Annotated in this window: 18 protein-coding genes; 9 read left to right on the forward strand and 9 right to left on the reverse strand. The window is 72.7% G+C overall.

Annotation, left to right across the window (positions count from 1 at the left end; all coding sequences use genetic code 11):
* Positions 1 to 57: 57 nt before the first annotated feature.
* On the reverse strand, positions 58 to 549 hold the full coding sequence (locus ACFQZ6_RS20165; protein WP_381611131.1) for an inorganic diphosphatase: 492 nt from the start codon (positions 547 to 549) through the stop codon (positions 58 to 60).
* Between the two features lie 79 nt (positions 550 to 628).
* On the opposite strand from ACFQZ6_RS20165, the gene dacB reads away from it, so the two are divergent.
* The 6 genes from dacB to folE all read left to right on the forward strand — a co-directional run bounded on the left by dacB (position 629) and on the right by folE (position 8,315).
* Positions 629 to 2,209 (forward strand): D-alanyl-D-alanine carboxypeptidase/D-alanyl-D-alanine endopeptidase, encoded by a 1,581-nt coding sequence (dacB, locus tag ACFQZ6_RS20170; protein WP_381611132.1) that lies wholly within the window; start codon positions 629 to 631, stop codon positions 2,207 to 2,209.
* A gap of 100 nt (positions 2,210 to 2,309) precedes the next feature.
* Positions 2,310 to 3,443 (forward strand): zinc-dependent metalloprotease, encoded by a 1,134-nt coding sequence (locus ACFQZ6_RS20175; protein WP_381611134.1) that lies wholly within the window; start codon positions 2,310 to 2,312, stop codon positions 3,441 to 3,443.
* Between the two features lie 193 nt (positions 3,444 to 3,636).
* Positions 3,637 to 4,662, forward strand: a complete 1,026-nt coding sequence (tilS, locus tag ACFQZ6_RS20180) for a tRNA lysidine(34) synthetase TilS (protein WP_381611136.1) — start codon at positions 3,637 to 3,639, stop codon at positions 4,660 to 4,662.
* Between the two features lie 88 nt (positions 4,663 to 4,750).
* Positions 4,751 to 5,311, forward strand: coding sequence for a hypoxanthine phosphoribosyltransferase (gene hpt / locus ACFQZ6_RS20185; RefSeq protein ID WP_381618474.1), 561 nt, complete (start codon positions 4,751 to 4,753; stop codon positions 5,309 to 5,311).
* Between the two features lie 207 nt (positions 5,312 to 5,518).
* Positions 5,519 to 7,558, forward strand: coding sequence for an ATP-dependent zinc metalloprotease FtsH (gene ftsH, locus ACFQZ6_RS20190; RefSeq protein ID WP_381611137.1), 2,040 nt, complete (start codon positions 5,519 to 5,521; stop codon positions 7,556 to 7,558).
* Between the two features lie 151 nt (positions 7,559 to 7,709).
* Positions 7,710 to 8,315, forward strand: a complete 606-nt coding sequence (gene folE, locus ACFQZ6_RS20195; RefSeq protein ID WP_381611139.1) for a GTP cyclohydrolase I FolE — start codon at positions 7,710 to 7,712, stop codon at positions 8,313 to 8,315.
* 280 nt (positions 8,316 to 8,595) lie between these two features.
* On the opposite strand, the gene ACFQZ6_RS20200 is transcribed toward folE, so the two are convergent.
* From ACFQZ6_RS20200 to folP, 5 genes are all read right to left on the reverse strand, one after another.
* Positions 8,596 to 9,084 carry a DUF3180 domain-containing protein gene (locus tag ACFQZ6_RS20200; protein ID WP_381611141.1) on the reverse strand — a complete coding sequence of 163 codons (489 nt, stop codon included), beginning with the start codon at positions 9,082 to 9,084 and terminating at the stop codon, positions 8,596 to 8,598.
* A gap of 61 nt (positions 9,085 to 9,145) precedes the next feature.
* Positions 9,146 to 9,757 carry a 2-amino-4-hydroxy-6-hydroxymethyldihydropteridine diphosphokinase gene (gene folK, locus ACFQZ6_RS20205; RefSeq protein ID WP_381611143.1) on the reverse strand — a complete coding sequence of 204 codons (612 nt, stop codon included), beginning with the start codon at positions 9,755 to 9,757 and terminating at the stop codon, positions 9,146 to 9,148.
* A complete protein-coding gene (gene folB / locus ACFQZ6_RS20210; RefSeq protein WP_360223953.1) occupies positions 9,754 to 10,113 on the reverse strand; it encodes a dihydroneopterin aldolase in 360 nt (119 codons plus the stop codon). The genes folK and folB overlap by 4 nt, the downstream gene beginning before the upstream one ends.
* Positions 10,114 to 10,404: 291 nt before the next feature.
* Entirely contained in the window at positions 10,405 to 10,908 is a 504-nt protein-coding gene (locus ACFQZ6_RS20215; protein WP_381611145.1) for a nuclear transport factor 2 family protein, read from the reverse strand.
* Entirely contained in the window at positions 10,905 to 11,819 is a 915-nt protein-coding gene (gene folP / locus ACFQZ6_RS20220; RefSeq protein ID WP_381611147.1) for a dihydropteroate synthase, read from the reverse strand. Before folP ends, ACFQZ6_RS20215 begins: the two co-directional genes overlap by 4 nt.
* Positions 11,820 to 12,005: 186 nt before the next feature.
* Here folP and ACFQZ6_RS20225 point away from each other — a divergent pair, with 186 nt between their 5' ends.
* Entirely contained in the window at positions 12,006 to 13,193 is a 1,188-nt protein-coding gene (locus tag ACFQZ6_RS20225) for a hypothetical protein (RefSeq protein WP_381611148.1), read from the forward strand.
* An 18-nt stretch (positions 13,194 to 13,211) separates the two neighbouring features.
* On the opposite strand, the gene ACFQZ6_RS20230 is transcribed toward ACFQZ6_RS20225, so the two are convergent.
* Both ACFQZ6_RS20230 and ACFQZ6_RS20235 read right to left on the reverse strand, forming a co-directional pair.
* On the reverse strand, positions 13,212 to 14,537 hold the full coding sequence (locus tag ACFQZ6_RS20230) for a PH domain-containing protein (RefSeq protein ID WP_381611150.1): 1,326 nt from the start codon (positions 14,535 to 14,537) through the stop codon (positions 13,212 to 13,214).
* On the reverse strand, positions 14,534 to 15,046 hold the full coding sequence (locus ACFQZ6_RS20235) for a PH domain-containing protein (protein ID WP_381611151.1): 513 nt from the start codon (positions 15,044 to 15,046) through the stop codon (positions 14,534 to 14,536). The genes ACFQZ6_RS20230 and ACFQZ6_RS20235 overlap by 4 nt, the downstream gene beginning before the upstream one ends.
* 31 nt (positions 15,047 to 15,077) lie before the next feature.
* On the opposite strand from ACFQZ6_RS20235, the gene ACFQZ6_RS20240 reads away from it, so the two are divergent.
* Positions 15,078 to 16,229 (forward strand): NADH-quinone oxidoreductase subunit D, encoded by a 1,152-nt coding sequence (locus tag ACFQZ6_RS20240; protein ID WP_381611153.1) that lies wholly within the window; start codon positions 15,078 to 15,080, stop codon positions 16,227 to 16,229.
* Between the two features lie 24 nt (positions 16,230 to 16,253).
* On the opposite strand, the gene ACFQZ6_RS20245 is transcribed toward ACFQZ6_RS20240, so the two are convergent.
* The gene (locus tag ACFQZ6_RS20245; RefSeq protein WP_381618477.1) at positions 16,254 to 17,255 is read right to left on the reverse strand and encodes an SAM-dependent methyltransferase; all 1,002 of its coding nucleotides are present in this window, start codon (positions 17,253 to 17,255) and stop codon (positions 16,254 to 16,256) included.
* Positions 17,256 to 17,445: 190 nt separating this feature from the next.
* Here ACFQZ6_RS20245 and ACFQZ6_RS20250 point away from each other — a divergent pair, with 190 nt between their 5' ends.
* Positions 17,446 to 18,648 (forward strand): sensor histidine kinase, encoded by a 1,203-nt coding sequence (locus ACFQZ6_RS20250; protein ID WP_381611154.1) that lies wholly within the window; start codon positions 17,446 to 17,448, stop codon positions 18,646 to 18,648.
* Positions 18,649 to 18,727: the final 79 nt, after the last annotated feature.

An 18,727-nucleotide genomic window follows, 5' to 3' on the forward strand; every position in this document is an offset into this window, starting at 1 on the left:
CCGCGCCACCCCCGACCGGGGTGGCACGGCCCGTCCGCGGGCGGCAGGGCGCGGGTCTCAGTGACCGCCCTGCTCCTGGAAGCGCTTGTACGACTTCTCCAGCTCGGCCTCCGCCTCGGTACGGCCGACCCAGTCGGCGCCCTCCACGGACTTGCCGGGCTCCAGGTCCTTGTAGACCTCGAAGAAGTGCTGGATCTCCAGGCGGTCGAACTCCGGGACGTGGTGGATGTCCCGCAGGTGCTCCATGCGCGGGTCCGACGTCGGGACGCACAGCAGCTTGTCGTCGCCGCCCGCCTCGTCGGTCATCCGGAACATCCCCACCGCGCGGCACTTGATGAGGCAGCCCGGGAAGGTCGGCTCGTCCAGGATGACGAGCGCGTCCAACGGGTCACCGTCCTCACCCAGCGTGTTCTCGACGAAGCCGTAGTCGGCCGGGTAGGTCGTCGAGGTGAAGAGTCGGCGGTCCAGGCGGATACGACCGGTCTCGTGGTCCACCTCGTACTTGTTGCGCGAACCCTTCGGGATCTCGATCGTGACGTCGAACTCCACCGGTGGCTCCTCCATGATCAACACACAGTTCTGGTGGTTAAGTGTCCCCTACGCAGGTGTGTGATCGCGAAAGGGGCTGGTGGTCGTGCCTGAGCTGAGGTCCTGGCGGGCCGTGAGACCGCGGATAGCGCGGGTCGCGGACACCGTGCGCCCCCGGCTCACCCGGGTCGCGGCAGCCGCCCGGCCGCGGGTCACGCGACTGGTCCGGGCGGCGACAGCGCAGGTCACGGGGGTGCGGACCTGGCCGTACACGGCCGGAGCCACCGTCGTCGGGCTGGCGCTGGCCGCCGGTGCGGTGACCGTCGCGGGCCCGTGGGACTCCTCAGGCCAGCGTACGGCGGAGCGGGACCGCGCCGCCGCCGCCGAGCGGGCGGGTGGCGTACGTCACGAGCGCGCGCCCGGCAGGTCCGGCAGCGCGGCCGGGGCGCCGCGCCCCGCGCCCAGCGCCGCCTCCGTGCTCACCGGCCTCGGCGCCGAGACCGTCAGGGCGGCGCCGAACGGACCCGCCCTCGCCTCGGTCCTCGACCCGGTCGTCAGCGACCCCGCCCTCGGCACCCGCCGCGCCGCCTCCGTCGTCGACCTGGCCACCGGCGGACAGCTCTACGGCTCCGCCACCGGCGACACCTTCACCCCCGCCTCCACCACCAAGATCGCCACCGCCGTCGCCGCCCTCGCCGCCCTCGGCCCCGACCACCGCCTCACCACCCGCGCCGCCTACGAACCCGACACCGGCGAACTCGTCCTCGTCGGCGGCGGCGACCCCACCCTCACCGCCCGCGAGGACGCCGACGGCTGGGCCAGCCTGCGCACCCTCGCCGCCGACACCGCCGCCGCCCTCGCCGAACGCGACGTCCGCGAGGTCACGCTCTCCTACGACACCACCCTGTACGCCGGTTCCGACCTGCACCCCATCGGCGTCAACGACAACCTCGCGCGCGTGACGGCCCTCATGGCCGACGAGGCCCGCACCGACGACTCCACGCGCGGGCCCGTCTACCGCGTGCCGGACCCGGCCGCCGACGCCACCCGCGCCTTCGCGGGCTTCCTCAAGGACCACGGCGTCACGACCAGCGCCCCCGGCCCCTCCAAGGCCACCACCCGCGCGGACACCCTCGCCACCGTCTCCTCACCGCCGCTGTCCGCCCTCGTCGAGCGGATGCTGACCAACAGCGACAACGACCTCGCCGAGGCCCTCGCCCGGCACACCGCCCTCGCCAGCGGCGAACGCCCCGACTTCGACGGCGCCGCGCGCGCGATCCACGCCCGGCTGGCGAAGCTCGGCCTGCCGCTCACCGGCGCCGTCTTCAAGGACGGCAGCGGCCTCAACCGCGAGGACCGGCTCTCCGCCAGCCTGCTGACCGCCCTGCTCGCCACCGCCGCCGACCCCGGCCACCCCGAGCTGCGGCCCGCCCTCACCGGGCTCCCGGTCGCCGGGTTCACCGGCACGCTGAGCGGCCGCTACACGGACGGCGCCGCCGGCGTCGTACGCGCCAAGACCGGCACGCTCACCGGCGTCAACACGCTCGCGGGCACCGTCGTCGCCGCGGACGGCCGCCTGCTGGGCTTCGCCTTCCTCGCCGAGGGCACCACCGACCCGACGGCGGCCCAGACGGCGCTGGACCGGGCGGCCACGGCGCTGGCGGCGTGCGGCTGCCGGTAGCCGTCCCGGCGGGGCCGCGGCGGGGGTTGTGGCGGGGCGTCGTACCCCCGCCGCCCCGTACGGCCTGCCCCAAGTGGTAGCGCTCACGTACGGTTGACGCATGACGAGCATCGGTGGTGCCGCTTCTTCTGGGATGGTCGACTGGAACCTCGCGGTGGCGACCGCGACCCGGCTGGTCCGTCCGGGCCCCGAGGTCAGCCGTGACGAGGCGCGCGCCGTCGTCGCGGAACTCCGCCGCCACGCCAAGTCCTCCGAGGAACACGTCCGGGGCTTCACCCGGATGGGCACCGAGGACACCCACGACACACCCGTCCTCGTGGTCGACCGGCCCGGCTGGGTCAAGGCCAACGTCGCCGGGTTCCGCGAGATCCTCAAGCCCCTGCTCGACAAGATGCAGGAACGGCGCGGCAGCACCCCAGGCGGCGCGGTCCTCGGCGCCGTCGGCGGCAAGGTCACCGGCGTGGAGCTGGGCATGTTGCTGTCGTTCCTCGCCTCCCGCGTCCTCGGCCAGTACGAGACCTTCGCCCCCGCCAGCCGCGACCTCCCGGCCGGTGCCAACGGCGGCGGACGGCTGCTCCTCGTCGCCCCGAACATCGTGCACGTGGAGCGCGAACTCGACGTACTGCCCCACGACTTCCGCCTCTGGGTCTGCCTGCACGAGGAGACCCACCGCACCCAGTTCACCGCCGTGCCCTGGCTGCGGGACCACCTGGAGAGCGAGATCCAGGCGTTCCTGGGGGAGACCGACGTCGACCCCATGACCGTCCTGGAGCGCATCCGGGAGGCCGCCCAGAGCCTCGCCGGAGGGCGCCCCGAGGCCGAGGAGGACGACGGCGGCCGGTCCCTCGTCGAGATCGTGCAGACCCCGGCCCAGCGGGAGATCCTCGGCCGCCTCACCGCCGTGATGTCCCTCCTTGAGGGGCACGCCGACTTCGTGATGGACGGCGTCGGACCCGCGGTCGTGCCGTCGGTGGCGGAGATCCGCGAGAAGTTCCAGCAGCGCCGCGCGAAGGGCGCCTCCCGCCTCGACCTCGCCCTGCGCAAACTGCTCGGCCTGGACGCCAAGCTCCGGCAGTACCGTGACGGTGAGCGCTTCGTACGGGCCGTGGTCGAGGAGGTCGGCATGGACGGCTTCAACCGCGTGTGGACGTCCCCGAACACCCTCCCCACCAAGGCGGAGATCGCCAAACCGGCGGACTGGGTCGCACGGGTGCACCGGAAGGCGGAGGGGTGAACCAGACGGCCGGGTCGTGAACCGAATCCCGCCGACGGCAGGCGAACGCCCCTTCAATCACCCGTCCGAGGGACCGTGAGGCATGGGCAGGCGTGCAATGCTCGGGTCACGGCCCGGTTCTGTCACCATCTACACACTCTGCGTGACCGAACCTCGGGTTCACCCCCCGACAACTTCATGAAGGGAACCGGACATGGGTCCCCATCCTGCGGTCGCGGCGATACGCCTGGCGGTCCGCCGCGTCCTCCACGACATCCTCACCGAATACGGCCGTCCCCCCGCGCCCCCGTCCCACGAGCGCTCCCCCTCGCCGCTCGTGCTCGTGGCGTGCTCCGGCGGCGCCGACTCCATGGCCCTGGCCTCCGCACTCGCCTTCGAGGCCCCCAAGCTCGGCATCCGCGCGGGCGGCGTCACCGTCGACCACGGCCTCCAGAGCGAGTCCGACGCGCGCGCCGCCGAGGTCGTCCAGCGACTGCGTGAACTCGGCCTCGACCCCGTCGAGTCCACCGCCGTCACCGTCGGCCGCGGCGGCGGCCCGGAAGCCGCCGCCCGCGACGCCCGGTACGCCGCCCTCGACGCCGCCGCCGAACGCCACGCGGCCTGCGCGGTCCTGCTCGGCCACACCCGCGACGACCAAGCCGAAACCGTCCTGCTGGGCCTCGCCCGCGGCTCCGGCATCCGCTCCCTGTCCGGGATGGCCGCGGTCTCGGGGGCCGACGGCCGTTACCGGCGGCCCTTCCTCGGGCTCGACCGGCAGACCGCCCGCAAGGCGTGCATGGTCCAGTCCCTCCCCGTCTGGGACGACCCCCACAACACCGACCCCGCCTACACCCGGTCAAGGCTCCGCCACGAGGGCCTGCCCGCGCTGGAGAAGGCCCTCGGCAAGGGCGTCGTCGAGGCCCTCGCCCGGACGGCCCAGCTCTCCCGCGACGACGCCGACGCCCTCGACACCTGGGCCCGCCAGGCCGAGCCCACCGTCCGCGACACCGCGGGCCTGCTGGTGTGCGCCAGGCTCCACACCCTGCCGTCCGCCGTACGCCGCCGGATCCTGCGGCGCGCGGTCATCGAGGCGGGCGCCCCGGCCGGTTCGCTCTTCGCCCGGCACGTCGAGGAAGTCGACAAGCTGATCACCGGCTGGCACGGCCAGGGAGCCATCAACCTCCCCGGCAAAGTCGTCGCCTGGCGCCAGGGTGGCAGACTGGTGATTCGGCAAGGCTGAAAACCTCTCCCCTGGGGAGGCGACCGGTCGCCCCTCGACGAGCAGACCTCGGGGAGCGGCCGGACGGCCGGTGGGACGACCGAAAGTGATGCGGGTGGACGCGAAAGACATGGGTGCCGACCTCCAGCAGGTGCTCATCACCAAAGAAGAGATCGACGCCAAACTGGTCGAGCTGGCCGCGAAGATCGACGCCGAGTACGCGGGCAAGGACCTGCTGATCGTCGGCGTCCTCAAGGGCGCGGTGATGGTCATGGCCGACCTCGCCCGAGCGCTGTCCACCCCCGTCACCATGGACTGGATGGCCGTGTCCTCCTACGGCGCGGGCACCCAGTCCTCCGGCGTGGTGCGGATCCTCAAGGACCTGGACACCGACATCAAGGGCAGGCACGTCCTGATCGTCGAGGACATCATCGACTCCGGGCTGACGCTGTCCTGGCTGCTGTCCAACCTCGGCTCGCGTGAGCCGGAGACGCTGAAGGTGTGCACCCTGCTGCGCAAGCCGGACGCCGCCAAGGTCGCCATCGACGTGGAGTGGGTCGGCTTCGACATCCCCAACGAGTTCGTCGTGGGCTACGGCCTCGACTACGCCGAGAAGTACCGAAACCTCCCCTTCGTCGGTACGCTCGCGCCCCACGTGTACGGCGGCTGACCCCGCCCACGGGCACGGGGCTGACCCGAAGGGCCCAGCCCCGTACGAAGATCGGGAACCCCGGCGGGCCTCGCGCCGTTGGACCATGCAGACGGGTTCGCCAGCAGTCCCGCGCCGCTTGGGGCCACAATGCTGGGGTACCGTCAGAAGAACTGTCTTATCAAACTCACTATGGCAGGAGGGACGGGGCGGCACCGCTCCGTATGGATGGACGTGAAGCGATACTTCCGTGGGCCGGTCATGTGGATCGTGCTGGCCGTCCTTGCCGTGGTCGTGTTGATGCAGGTCGTCGGCTCGTCCGGCGGCTACAAGACGGTGGACACCGGCCAGGTCGTCCAGGCGATCAATGACAACAAGGTCGAATCGGCCAAGCTGACCACCGGCGACGAGCAGACCATCAAGGTCCAGCTCAAGGACGGCGTAAAGATCGAGGACAGCTCGAAGATCCAGGCGAGCTACATCGGCGACCAGGGCGTGACCCTCGCCAGCACGCTGCAAGCCAAGTTCCAGGACAAGCAGATTCCGGACGGCTACACGGTCTCGCCGTCCAAGCAGAACCCGTTCGTCGGCGTGCTGCTCTCGCTGCTCCCCTTCGTCCTCATCGTGGTCGTCTTCCTGTTCCTGATGAACCAGATGCAGGGCGGCGGCTCCCGGGTGATGAACTTCGGCAAGTCGAAGGCCAAGCTCATCACCAAGGACACCCCGAAGACGACCTTCGCGGACGTCGCCGGGTCGGACGAGGCCGTCGAGGAACTCCACGAGATCAAGGAGTTCCTCCAGGAACCGGCGAAGTTCCAGGCCGTCGGCGCCAAGATCCCCAAGGGCGTCCTGCTCTACGGTCCTCCCGGCACCGGCAAGACGCTGCTCGCGCGCGCCGTCGCGGGCGAGGCGGGCGTCCCCTTCTACTCGATCTCCGGTTCCGACTTCGTCGAGATGTTCGTCGGTGTCGGTGCCTCCCGCGTCCGCGACCTGTTCGAGCAGGCCAAGGCGAACGCCCCGGCGATCGTCTTCGTCGACGAGATCGACGCGGTCGGCCGTCACCGCGGCGCCGGGCTCGGCGGCGGTCACGACGAGCGCGAGCAGACCCTGAACCAGCTCCTCGTCGAGATGGACGGCTTCGACGTCAAGGGCGGCGTGATCCTCATCGCCGCGACGAACCGGCCCGACATCCTCGACCCGGCGCTGCTGCGCCCCGGCCGCTTCGACCGGCAGATCGCGGTCGACCGCCCGGACATGCAGGGCCGTCTGGAGATCCTCAAGGTCCACCAGAAGGGCAAGCCGGTCGCCCCCGACGTCGACCTCGCGGCCGTCGCCCGCCGCACGCCGGGCATGACCGGCGCCGACCTGGCGAACGTGCTCAACGAGGCCGCGCTGCTGACGGCCCGCAGCGACCAGAAGCTCGTCGACAACAAGATGCTCGACGAGGCGATCGACCGCGTCGTGGCCGGTCCGCAGAAGCGGACCCGGATCATGTCGGACAAGGAGAAGAAGATCACCGCGTACCACGAGGGCGGACACGCCCTGGTCGCGGCGGCCTCCCCGAACTCCGACCCGGTCCACAAGATCACGATCCTGTCCCGTGGCCGTGCCCTCGGCTACACCATGGTCCTGCCGGACGAGGACAAGTACTCGACCACGCGCAACGAGATGCTCGACCAGCTCGCCTACATGCTGGGTGGCCGCGCGGCCGAGGAACTGGTCTTCCACGACCCGACGACGGGCGCGGCGAACGACATCGAGAAGGCCACCAACCTGGCCCGCGCGATGGTCACGCAGTACGGCATGACCGAGCGGCTCGGCGCCATCAAGTTCGGCGGCGACAACAGCGAGCCGTTCCTCGGGCGTGAGATGGCCCACCAGCGCGACTACTCCGAGGAGATCGCCGCGCTGGTCGACGAAGAGGTCAAGAAGCTCATCGAGACCGCGCACAACGAGGCGTGGGAGATCCTGGTCGAGAACCGCGACGTCCTCGACAACCTCGTTCTGGCCCTGCTTGAGCGGGAGACCCTGGGCAAGGAGGAGATCGCCGAGATCTTCGCCCCGATCGTCAAGCGCCCGCCGCGGCCCGCGTGGACCGGCTCGTCCCGGCGTACGCCGTCCACCCGCCCGCCGGTGCTCTCCCCCAAGGAGCTGGCACTGACCAACGGCGCCAACGGCGCGACGGCGGCGATCAGCACCGCCAAGAGCACCGCCACGGAGCCCACCCCGGTGGCCGAACCGGCCCCCGAGGACCGCTCCGAGAGCTGACACCCTTCCCAGGCGGGGTGAGGAGTACCTCACCTGCCCAGGAATGGATGCCGCGCCCCCCAGGTTCTAGCCTGGGGGGCGCGGCATTTCGTATACCCGCAGTTCGGACGCGTGGCCCCCACGCACGACAGGCACAGGAACGAGGCACCACATGACCGACCCCGTGACGCTGGACGGCGAGGGCGCCATCGGTGAGTTCGACGAGAAGCGCGCCGAGAACGCCGTACGCGAACTCCTGATCGCGGTCGGCGAGGACCCGGACCGCGAGGGGTTGAAGGAGACTCCGGCGCGGGTGGCGCGGGCCTACAAGGAGATATTCGCCGGGCTGTGGCAGAAGCCGGAGGACGTGCTGACGACGACGTTCGACATCGGCCACGACGAGATGGTGCTGGTGAAGGACATCGAGGTGTACTCGACCTGTGAGCACCACCTGGTCCCGTTCCGCGGTGTCGCGCACGTCGGGTACATCCCGGCCACCAGCGGCAAGATCACCGGGCTGTCGAAGCTGGCCCGGCTGGTGGACGTCTACGCCCGTCGGCCGCAGGTGCAGGAACGACTCACCACGCAGATCGCGGACTCCCTGATGGAGATCCTGGAGCCGCGCGGGGTGATCGTGGTCGTGGAGTGCGAGCACATGTGCATGTCGATGCGGGGCATCCGCAAGCCGGGCGCGATGACCATCACCTCGGCGGTGCGCGGGCAACTGCGCGACGCGGCGACGCGCAACGAGGCGATGAGCCTGATCATGGCGCGCTGAGGCGACGGCAGCGGAGCGGGGGCGGGCACACGGCGGTTTTCGGCCAGACTGCCGGGGGCTGAGGGGCCGGGCCGCTGGGCGGCTGACGGGCTTGGGGCGCTTGTGGCAGTCCGTCGGGGCCGTTGCAGGGCCGGGTCGGGCCGCTGGGGCGCTGACGGGGGTGGGTCAGGCCGCCGGTCCCGGGGGCCGCGTCAGGCCGCCGGGTCGTTGGATGGGCGGGCGTGGGCCAGGCTGCCGGTCCCGGGCCAGGTCAGCCGCTGGGTCGTTGGGCGGGCGTGGGTCAGGCTGCTGGGGCCGCTGACGGGCCGTTCTGGTCGTCGTCCTCGGGGAGCTTGCAGACGCGTTCCAGGAACAGGGCCGCCGCTATGACGGCGATGCCCGCGACGACCGAGGTGCCCGCGTAGATGGCCTGGTCGCGGCGGGCGGGGACGTCGAGGTACTCCAGCAGGAAGACGCCCGTGCCACCGTACATCCCGGCGACGAGGGCGGCGACCAGGGCGCTGGCCTGGCCGAAGACCACCGCGCGGGCCGCCATCATCGGGTCGACGCCCTTGGCGTCGGGGCGCCGCTCGCGCTGGGCCTTGAGGCGGGCGCGCAGCGAGAGCGCCGTGGAGAGCAGCACCGCGGCGATCAGGGCGAGGACGATGGGGGCGGCCAGGGGGACGCTGGGCAGGGTCCCGACCGAGTTCCACAGGCGGGCGCCCGCCCAGGACAGGATTCCGGCCACGACGAACACTCCGGCCAGCGTCCTGATGCGCAGCTCTCTCACGGTGTCCCTTCGGCTCCCTGGTGTCCGGTGACCCGGACGGTGGTCGTGTCGACCTTAACGACTACTCGGGCAGCCGGAGTTCCAGGTCGGCCCGCGCGGCGACGCCCTCCCGCGTGACCGTGCCGAGCAGGTCGGCGACGGGACCGCGGCCAGGCAGTTGGGCGTCGGGGTCGACGTCGTGCCAGGGGGCGAGGACGAAGGCGCGCTCGTGGGCGCGCGGGTGGGGGAGGGTGAGCTGCGGGTCGTCGGAGACCACGTCGGCGTAGGCGACGATGTCGACGTCGAGGGTGCGCGGGCCCCAGTGCTCGTCGCGGACCCGGTGGAAGGCCTCCTCGACCGCGTGCGCCCGCTCCAGCAGGGACGACGGCGGGAGCGTGGTCTTCAGGACGACGACCGCGTTGAAGTACGAGGGCTGGCTGCCGGGCTCGACGCCCCACGGCTCGGTCTCGTAGACGGGGGAGACCGCCTTGATGCGCAGCCCCGGGGTGTCCTCCAGGGCGTCGACGGCGCCCTGCAGGTTCTCCAGGCGGTTGCCGAGGTTGGAGCCGAGGGAGACCACCGCGCGCTGGGGGTTGTGCAGGGTGGTGTCGGCGGCGTCCACCTTCTCGACGACGGACGCGGGCACCGGCTGGACGGTCGGGTCGCTCTGCCCCTCGGTGAAGAACGCGGTCATACTCGGCTCCGGGTGATCGTGACGGTCACGTCGTCGAAGGGCACCGTGATCGGCGCGTCCGGTTTGTGGACGCGGACCTCGACCTCCTCGACCCCTTGGTGCTTCAGACAGGTCCGGGCGATGCGCTCGGCGAGCGTCTCGATGAGGTTGACGGGCTCGCCCTCGACGACGGCCACGACCTCCTCGGCCACGATGCCGTAGTGCACGGTCTTCGCCAGGTCGTCGTCGGCTGCGGCCGGTCGGGTGTCCAGGCCCAGGACGAGGTCCACGATGAAGATCTGGCCCTCCTCGCGTTCCCGGGGGAACACGCCGTGGTGCCCGCGGGCCTTCAGGCCGCGCAGCGCGACACGATCCACGCGAATCACTCCTGCAATCGTCGGGTGCGGCCGGTCGGCACCGGGTGCGGTCGGTACCCCAGCCGGGAACGAATCTACCTGCGGGCACTGACAGCGCCGGGCCACGGGGGCGCGGGCCGGGCCGGGGCCGACAGGATTCACTGGGTGTTTCCCCCGGGGAACCCGGCGGCTCACGGGCTGGTAGCCGCCCCTACCCGAGAGGCGGTGATCCCAACCATCTTCTGGCCCTCGCGGTCCCACGTCCTGGCTCTCGCGGCGCCACGTCCGGGCCCTTGTGGTCCGCCTACCCACTCAGGAGGGCGGGTCGTCGTCCTCGGACTCGTCGTTTTCGGCCAGGACCGGGGAGGCGTGGTGCGACCAGAGCTTCCAGCCCTCGGGCGTGCGCCGGAACACGTTGGTGGCGACCACGAGCTGGCCCACGAGCGGCCCCAGCTCGTCGCCGCCCTCGGGGGCGGGGCCGCCGCTGAGGATGTTCTCGGTGCAGGTCACCACGGCGGTGTCGCCGGTGACGGAGACGTGCACGTCGGTGAGGAAGAACTGGATGTAGTCGGTGTTCGCCATGATCAGCGCGTACGACCGCAGGACCTCGCCGCGGCCGGTCAGCACCGGCCAGCCCGGGTGCACGCAGGAGATCACGCCGGTGTCCGCCGGGTCGTGGTACGTCTCGTCGACGCCCAGGTCGGCGGGGGTGAGCCAGAGCGCGGACACCTCTTCGAAGTCGCCGCGCTCCAGGGCCTCGTAGAAGGCGGTGTTGGCCTGTTCGACCTGCTCGACGTCGGTGTGCGGGGCGCTCACGAAGCGGCCTCGGTGGCGCGTGCCTCTTCGCTGGCTCGGGCTCCTTCGCTGGCGCGGGCTCCTTCGATGGCGCGCGCGACCCGTACCGCGTCCGCCGTCGCGCGCACCTCGTGGACGCGGACCGCCCACGCCCCGGCGTGCGCCGCGAGCGCGGAGACGGCGGCGGTCGCGGCGTCGCGCTCGCGCGCGGGTGGCGGGGCGCCCTGGGGTCCGGCCAGCACGCGGCCGAGGAAGCGCTTGCGGGAGGCGGCGACGAGCAGCGGATGGCCCAGGGCGCGCAGCCGGTCCAGCGCGGCGAGGAGGGCGAGGTCGTGGTCACCGCCCTTGGAGAAGCCGAGGCCGGGGTCGACGATGACGCGGTCGGGGGCGATGCCGCCCGCGAGGACGGCCTCCACGCGCGCGTGCAGTTCGTCGACGACCTCGGTGACCACGTCGTCGTAGACGCCCTTGATGTTGCCGCCGCTGAGGAAGCCCCGCCAGTGCATGACCACGAAGGGGGCGCCCGCCTCGGCCACGACCGGGATCATCGCGGGGTCGGCGAGGCCGCCGCTGACGTCGTTGACCAGTGCGGCACCGGCCGCGAGGGCCTGTTCGGCGACGGAGGCGCGCATGGTGTCGACGGAGATCACCACGCCCTCGGAGGCGAGCCCGCGGACGACGGGGACGACCCGGCGCAGTTCCTCGGCCTCGTCGACCCGGGTGGCGCCGGGGCGGGTGGACTCGCCGCCGACGTCGACCAGGTCGGCGCCCTCGGAGACCAGGTCGAGGCCGTGCTTCACGGCGGCGGTCGTGTCAAACCAGCGGCCTCCGTCGGAGAAGGAGTCGGGGGTGACGTTGACGACCCCCATCACCGCGCAGCGGTCCCACTCCGGAAGGCCCGCGACATGTCCGCGTCCGCTCTGCTCGCTCATACATTCAGCGTAGGCCCGACGGGGCCGCCGATCACCAGCGGCATGATCAAAGGTGACCGGATGACCGGGATAAATGATCTTGATTGATCTCCTGTGAAATTCACGGATCGTTCGAAGTCGTCGTGATGGCTTTGTTTTTACGGCCCCGGCCACCACGATTCGCCTACGCGCGGTAAGTTTCTGGCCATGCCACGTGGACGTCACCGCCATTCCCCGCCTTTGCACAGGCTGCTGCCTCCCTCGGCGATCGCAGGCGTCTCCCTTGTCTGCGCCCTTGGTCCCTGGGTGTTCACCGATCCGTCCCCGCTCCGCGGACTGGCCGCCGCCGCCGCGGTGACCGCGGTGACCGGCGCGGTGGTCATGCGCCGCTGGGATACCCAGGCCGGTAAACAGGTGGCCGACCTCACGCGCGCGCGGGCGAGTGACGAGTGGCGTTTCGAGGAACGGATCGCCGAACTGGAGACCGACCTCGACGAATCCCGCGAACTGCGCGTCAAACTGGAGCAGCGACTGCGCTCCAAGCGCGCCGAGTTGCAGGGCCTGCGAAATGAACACGCGGCGCTGCTGCGGCGGTACGCCACCGCCGAGTCGGAGCGCGCGAGCGCCCTGGAAGGCCGCCGTCTGCTGGAGATCGAGGCCGCCGTCCCGGCGCCCGCGCTGCCGCCCGCCCCCGCCCCCGTGGTCGAGCCGGAGCCCGTCGAGGAGGCGCCCGCGGCGTCGGGGCTGTTCTCGCCGGAGGGCACGCGGCTGTTCGCCCGGGCTGGCGCGGCACTCGCGCGGCTCGACGGCGACCCGCCCGCGCGCAAGAGCGACGCACCCGCGCGGAAGGACGGTTCCTCCGCCCCGGAGGCGAGCGCCCCCGCGGGCGAGGCGGGAGCACGGCCGACCACCGCGGCGGACCAGGCCGAGGCCCAGGAGGCCGAAGAGGGCCAGGGGAAGCCCGAGGCGGCCGACGGGCACCAGCGCGCGGTCGCCGCCCCCCACACCCCGGCCGGACCCGCGGACGGCGACAGCACGAAGGAGACCCGCCCCGCCCCGCCCGTGCGGCAGCCCGGCGCCCACTTCACCGTGCCGACCGCCGTGGCCGTCGTACCGGCGAGCGCGCCCGTGCGCCGTCCCACCACCGAGGGCGGCTTCGACTTCTTCGGTACGAAGAAGTCCGGGGCCGACGCGCTGGAGGCCGCCGTGCAGAACGAGGACCTCGCCGACGTCGTCGGCCAGGAGGCCCTGGATCTGCACAAGGCGGAGACCGAGGCCGGGTTCAAGCCCGCCGACGAGAACGCCCGCGCCGCCGCCGGTCAGGTCATCGACCTGACCGAGCACGACGAGACCGAGCAGATCAACCTCCAGGGCCTGCGCACCGCGGCGTCCTGACCAGGGCCCTCAGCGGATTCAGGCCATCCAGCGGTCCGGCCGGGCGTCCCGGCGCCCGGTGCGGGACCGCTCGGCCTGACGGTGGAGGATCTCCGCGGCCTCCTGAGCGCCCCGCAGACGGGCCGTGACGGTCCCGTTGGCCCCCGTGTCCACCTGCACATCAGCAAGGCCCCACAGGCGCTTCCAGGGGCCCTGCGTGAGGCGCACGCTCTGCACCTTCGCGTGCGGCACGAGCGCGACGCTGCGGCGCAGCACCCCGCGCCGGGCGGCGAACACGGCGTCGGTCGCCGCGAAGCCGTACCCCCGCCACCACAGCGGCACGCACCGCCCCGCGCGCCGTGGCGGCCGGGACAGCGCCGACCGCGGCGGCACCGTCACCCCGGGCAGCACCCGCGCGACGACGGACTCGGCGACCTCGCGCGGGGCGACCGGCACGAGCAGCGAGTTGGACGACCCGGCCACGTCCAGCTCCACCCGCACCCAGCCTCGCCGCCGCCACAGCAGCGGTTCCACGATCCGCACTGTCTGCACCCGCCCCGGCGGCACCGTCTCGTGCACCCGGTCCAGCAGCCCCCGGTCGATGCGCAGCCCGTCCGGCGAGTCGCCCACCGTCCAGTCGTACTCGGCGACGAACCGCCCCACACTGCTCGCGCCCGCCGCGCCCAGCAGCGGCAGACCCGTCGCGAGGACCGTCCACACGCTGCCGGTGGCCAGCCACAGCAGCGGCGGTACGACGACGGCGGCGACCAGCGTCGCCCAGGTGGCGCCGGTCAGCACCAGGGAGACGGCGAGCACGCGCGGGGGCACCCGCAGCAACTGCTCGACCGGCGCCTCACCGACCTCGTGCGCGGTCTCCGGCGCGAAACCGGCCGCACGCGCGAGCAGTTCGGCGCGCAGCGCGCGGGCCTCCCGCTCGCCCAGGAACGCGAGTTCGTCCTTCTTGTCCGTGCCGACGACGTCCAGCTTGAGCTTGGCGACACCGGCGACCCGCGCGAGCAGCGGCTGGGTGACGTCCACGGCCTGGATCCGCTCGATCCGGATGTGCGCGGTGCGCCGGAACAACAGGCCCGTACGGATGCGCAGTTCGGTGTCGGTGACCGCGAAGTGGGTGAACCACCAGGTCAGGAAGCCGTACAGGGCGGCGGCCGGGAGCAGCGCCGCGAGCGCGATCAGCAGGGTGGTCGTCGTCAGCCGGGTGAGCTGGCGCTGCGCCTGGTCGGGGTCGTGCAGGGCCCACCCGATGAGCACCGCCACGGGCGCCCAGGCCCGCCTGAGCGGCGTCACGGGGTGCAGCCGCCGCTCGGTCACCTCGCGGGCCGGGTGCTCCGTCGTCGGCGTCGTCACAGCCCCGCCGATCGGGCCTCGCCCAGCTCGGTGAGCCGGTCGCGGAGCCGCTCCGCCTCGGCCGGGTCGAGGCCGGGGATGGTCGCGTCGGTCGCGGCGGCGGCGGTGTGCAGTTGCACGCTGGCCAGCCCGAAGTGCCGCTCGACGGGCCCGGAGGTGACCTCCACGAGCTGCATCCGCCCGTACGGCACCACCGTCGTCGCCCGCCACAGCACGCCGCGGCTGATCAGCAGGTCGTCGGCGCGCTCGGCGTACCGCCAGGAGCGCCAGTTGCGGCCGAGCATGACCCAGCCCCAGGCCGCCAGCGCCAGCGGCAGCAGCGCGAGCAGGGCCCACGCGGGGCCCGCCAGCAGGCCGGTCAGCAGCGCGGTGGCCAGGGTCAGCAGCCCCAGCCACACCACCAGCAACAGCCGCCGCATCCGCAGCAGGCCCGGCGGCAGCCCGGTCCACTCCGGCTCGGCCCGTGCCGCCAGGCTCTTCGCACCGCTGTCCGGGCTCCCCGTCTCCATGACGCAAGCGTACGTAGGGGAGACTGTCTCCATGACTCCTACGACGGAGACCATGGTCGGGATCGGCGGCGCCGCGGAGAGCACCGACATGGTGCTCAACATCGGACCCCAGCACCCGTCGACGCACGGGGTGCTGCGGCTGCGGCTGCTGCTGGACGGCGAGCGCATCACGCACGCGGAGCCGGTGATCGGCTATATGCACCGCGGCGCGGAGAAGCTCTTCGAGGCCCGCGACTACCGGCAGATCATCATGCTCGCCAACCGCCACGACTGGCTGTCGGCGTTCTCCAACGAGCTGGGCGTGGTCATCGCCGTGGAGCGGATGCTCGGCATGGAGGTGCCCACGCGCGCGGTGTGGCTGCGCACCCTGCTGGCCGAGCTGAACCGGACGCTGAACCACCTGATGTTCCTGGGCTCCTACCCGCTGGAGCTGGGCGGGATCACGCCGATGTTCTACGCGTTCCGGGAGCGCGAGACCCTCCAGAACGTGATGGAGGAGGTCTCCGGCGGGCGGATGCACTACATGTTCAACCGCGTCGGCGGCCTCAAGGAGGACCTCCCCGCGGGATGGACCACACGCGCGCGTGCCGCCGTCGCCGCCGTGCGCTCGCGGATGGACGTCTTCGACGACCTGGTCCTCGGCAACGAGATCTTCCGGGGGCGCACCCGGGGCGTGGGCGTCCTCACCCCCGAGACCGCGCACGCGTACGGCGTGAGCGGGCCCATCGCGCGCGCCTCCGGCGTCGACTTCGACCTGCGCCGCGACGAGCCGTACCTCGCCTACGGGGAGCTCCAGGACACCCTGCGCGTGGTCACCCGGCGGGAGGGCGACTGCCTCGCCCGCTTCGAGTGCCTGCTGGAGCAGACGCACAACTCCCTCGACCTCGCCGACGCCTGCCTCGACCGGCTCGCCGAGCTGCCGCCGGGGCCGGTCAACCAGCGGCTCCCCAAGGTGCTGAAGGCGCCCGAGGGGCACACCTACGCGTGGACCGAGAACCCGCTCGGCATCAACGGCTACTACCTGGTCAGCAAGGGCGACAAGACGCCGTACCGGCTGAAGCTGCGGTCGGCCTCGTACAACAACATCCAGGCGCTGACGGAGCTGCTGCCGGGGACGCTGGTCGCGGACATGGTGGCGATCCTGGGGTCGCTGTTCTTCGTGGTCGGGGACATCGACAAGTAGCGCGCGCCCCCTCTCCGCGGGCCGTCAGTCAGCGGGGAGTACGTCGTCCAGCTCCACGCCCACCGGCTGGAGCAGCCAGCCGAAGTCGCCGAGCCCGCCCGCCGCGGTCAGCTCGGCGGCCTCCCCGGCGCTCGCGAGGGCGCGCACGTAGGCCACCGGATGGGTGGAGGCGAGCGTGAGCGGGGGGCGCGCGCCGGTGATGCCCAGGGAGCGCAGCGCCGCCCGCTGGGGGAGCAGGCGCCCGCCGGGCAGCGCGCACGCGTCCAGCGCGACGTGCGCGGTGATGTCACACGACCCGTCCGGCACCGGCGCCGTCTCCCGGCCCTGCCGGAAGCCCGTCAGCGTGCCGAAGGGCGGCCGGGTGTCCGCCGTGTGCCAGTAGTCCACCGCGACGGCCAGCCCGCGCTCCACACCGGCGACGACGTCCTCCCACGCCTCGTCCCGGGGCGCCCCGATTTCGGCCCGCAGCCCCGGCTCCCCGGCCAGCGGCCACCACCGGTCCAGCCAGCGCGCCGCGGCGCCGGACACCGGCTCCCCGAGCCGCTCCGCCCCGGCGCCGTCCACCAGGACCAGCCGTGGCACCCCCGCGGCGTCCACCTCCGCGACGTCCACGGGTACGTTGTCCAGCCACTCGTTGGCGAACAGCAGCCCCGTGATCCCGCGCGGGGGCTCGGCCAGCCACTCGATCCGCGGGTCAAGACCCGCCGGGCGGTCGGCCACCTCGACGACACACGCGCGCGTGCGGGCCGCCACCTCCTCGGGCAGCGCCGCGAGCACCCCGCCCGCCAGCTCGCCGCGGCCCGCCGCCATGTCCACGAAGTCCAGCGCGTCCGGCGCGCCGAGCACCTCGTCGACCCGGCACAGCAGCTCCGCCACCGCCCGCGCGAACAGCGCCGAGGCGTGCACGGAGGTGCGGAAGTGCCCGCCCGGGCCCTCGGGCCTGCGGTAGAACCCCCCAGGCCCGTACAGCGCGTCCCGAGCCGCCACCCGCCAGCCCCGCCCGGCACCCGCCGTACCGCCCGTCACCCCACCCGTCACCCCACCCGTCACCCCACCCGTCACGCCGCCCGTCCCGTCGTCGGTCACGCGGCAACACTAAGCGCACCGGGAAGCGGGCAGTGGAGGGGAGCCTCCACCTTGCGGAGTACGCGGGGCGGGTGCGGATCGGTCCTCCGGTTGACTCCGGCACGCTTCACGCTTCCCTACGCTGGGTTACGTGCAGCGCCTTTATGACTTCCTCCGCAGACACCCGACCTGGGTCGACGGCTTCTGGGCCCTCGTCCTGTTCGGGATGTCGGTCGTGGGCGGAGCGGTCAACCCCGAGGGGCCCGGCACCCAGAGCATGGCCCTGATGGTCCCGGTCACGCTGCTGCTGTGCCTGGTCATCGCGCTGCGCCGACGGATGCCGGAGCGGATGCTGCTGCTCGGCGCCGTCATCGGCGTCGCCCAGCTCGTCCTGGACGTGGCCACCCTGCCCGCCGACTTCGCCCTGCTGGTGATCGTCTACACCGTCGCCGCGAACGGCGCCCGGTGGGCCTCGCGGTTCGCGCTGATCGGCGGGATGTGCGCGGCACCCCTGGCGCAGTTGCGCTGGCCGCAGGACGACGCCAGCCCGCTGGCCAACCTGGCGCTGGCGATCCTCCAGGCGGTGCCGTTCGCGCTCGCGTGGGTGCTCGGTGACTCGATCCGCACCCGGCGCGCGTACTTCGCGCAGTTGGAGGAGCGCGCGGCCCGTCTGGAGCGGGAGCGCGAGGCGCAGTCGAAGGTCGCGGTGGCCGCCGAGCGCGCCCGCATCGCGCGCGAGCTGCACGACGTCGTCGCGCACAACGTGTCGGTGATGGTGGTGCAGGCCGACGGCGCCGCCTACGTCCTCGACGCCGCCCCCGACCAGGCCAAGAAGGCCCTGGAGACGATCTCCTCCACCGGCCGCCAGGCCCTCGCCGAGATGCGCCGCCTGCTGGGCGTCCTGCGCACCGGCGAGCACCAGGAGAGCGGCGAGTACGTCCCCCAGCCCGACGTCGAGCAGATCGAGGACCTCGTCGAGCAGTGCCGCGGCGCGGGCCTGCCCGTCGACTTCAAGATAGAGGGCACCCCCCGCCCGCTGCCCAGCGGCGTCGAGCTGACCGCGTACCGCATCGTGCAGGAGGCGCTCACCAACACCCGCAAGCACGGCGGCCCCAACGCGGGCGCCAGCGTCCGCCTGGTCTACTTCGACGACGGCCTCGGACTGCTCGTCGAGGACGACGGCAAGGGCGCCCCCCACGAGCTGTACGAGGAGGGCGGCGCGGACGGCCGCGGGCACGGCCTGATCGGTATGCGGGAGCGGGTCGGCATGGTTGGCGGCACCCTCGACGCCGGGCCGCGCCCCGGCGGGGGTTTCCGGATCAGCGCCCTGCTGCCGCTCAAAGCGGCACACTGACGCTGACGCGCGTGCCCCGTTGACACCTGTCACTCCCACTCGCCGAGCTGTAACCCGCACCCGCCCACCACCCCCGCCC

This window comes from Streptomyces flavalbus, from assembly GCF_042674625.1.
GTDB classification, from domain to species: Bacteria; Actinomycetota; Actinomycetes; order Streptomycetales; family Streptomycetaceae; genus Streptomyces; species Streptomyces flavalbus.

Excerpts from the sequence above, each read along its gene's own strand:
- folK (WP_381611143.1), bottom strand. The coding sequence starts at position 9,757 with ATGACCGCGTTCTTCACCGAGGGGCAGAGCGACCCGACCGTCCAGCCG.
- ACFQZ6_RS20240 (WP_381611153.1), top strand. The coding sequence starts at position 15,078 with ATGACTCCTACGACGGAGACCATGGTCGGGATCGGCGGCGCCGCGGAG.
- ftsH (WP_381611137.1), top strand. The coding sequence starts at position 5,519 with ATGGACGTGAAGCGATACTTCCGTGGGCCGGTCATGTGGATCGTGCTG.
- ACFQZ6_RS20225 (WP_381611148.1), top strand. The coding sequence starts at position 12,006 with ATGCCACGTGGACGTCACCGCCATTCCCCGCCTTTGCACAGGCTGCTG.
- folE (WP_381611139.1), top strand. The coding sequence starts at position 7,710 with ATGACCGACCCCGTGACGCTGGACGGCGAGGGCGCCATCGGTGAGTTC.
- tilS (WP_381611136.1), top strand. The coding sequence starts at position 3,637 with ATGGGTCCCCATCCTGCGGTCGCGGCGATACGCCTGGCGGTCCGCCGC.
- hpt (WP_381618474.1), top strand. The coding sequence starts at position 4,751 with ATGCGGGTGGACGCGAAAGACATGGGTGCCGACCTCCAGCAGGTGCTC.
- ACFQZ6_RS20235 (WP_381611151.1), bottom strand. The coding sequence starts at position 15,046 with ATGGAGACGGGGAGCCCGGACAGCGGTGCGAAGAGCCTGGCGGCACGG.
- ACFQZ6_RS20175 (WP_381611134.1), top strand. The coding sequence starts at position 2,310 with ATGACGAGCATCGGTGGTGCCGCTTCTTCTGGGATGGTCGACTGGAAC.
- folP (WP_381611147.1), bottom strand. The coding sequence starts at position 11,819 with ATGAGCGAGCAGAGCGGACGCGGACATGTCGCGGGCCTTCCGGAGTGG.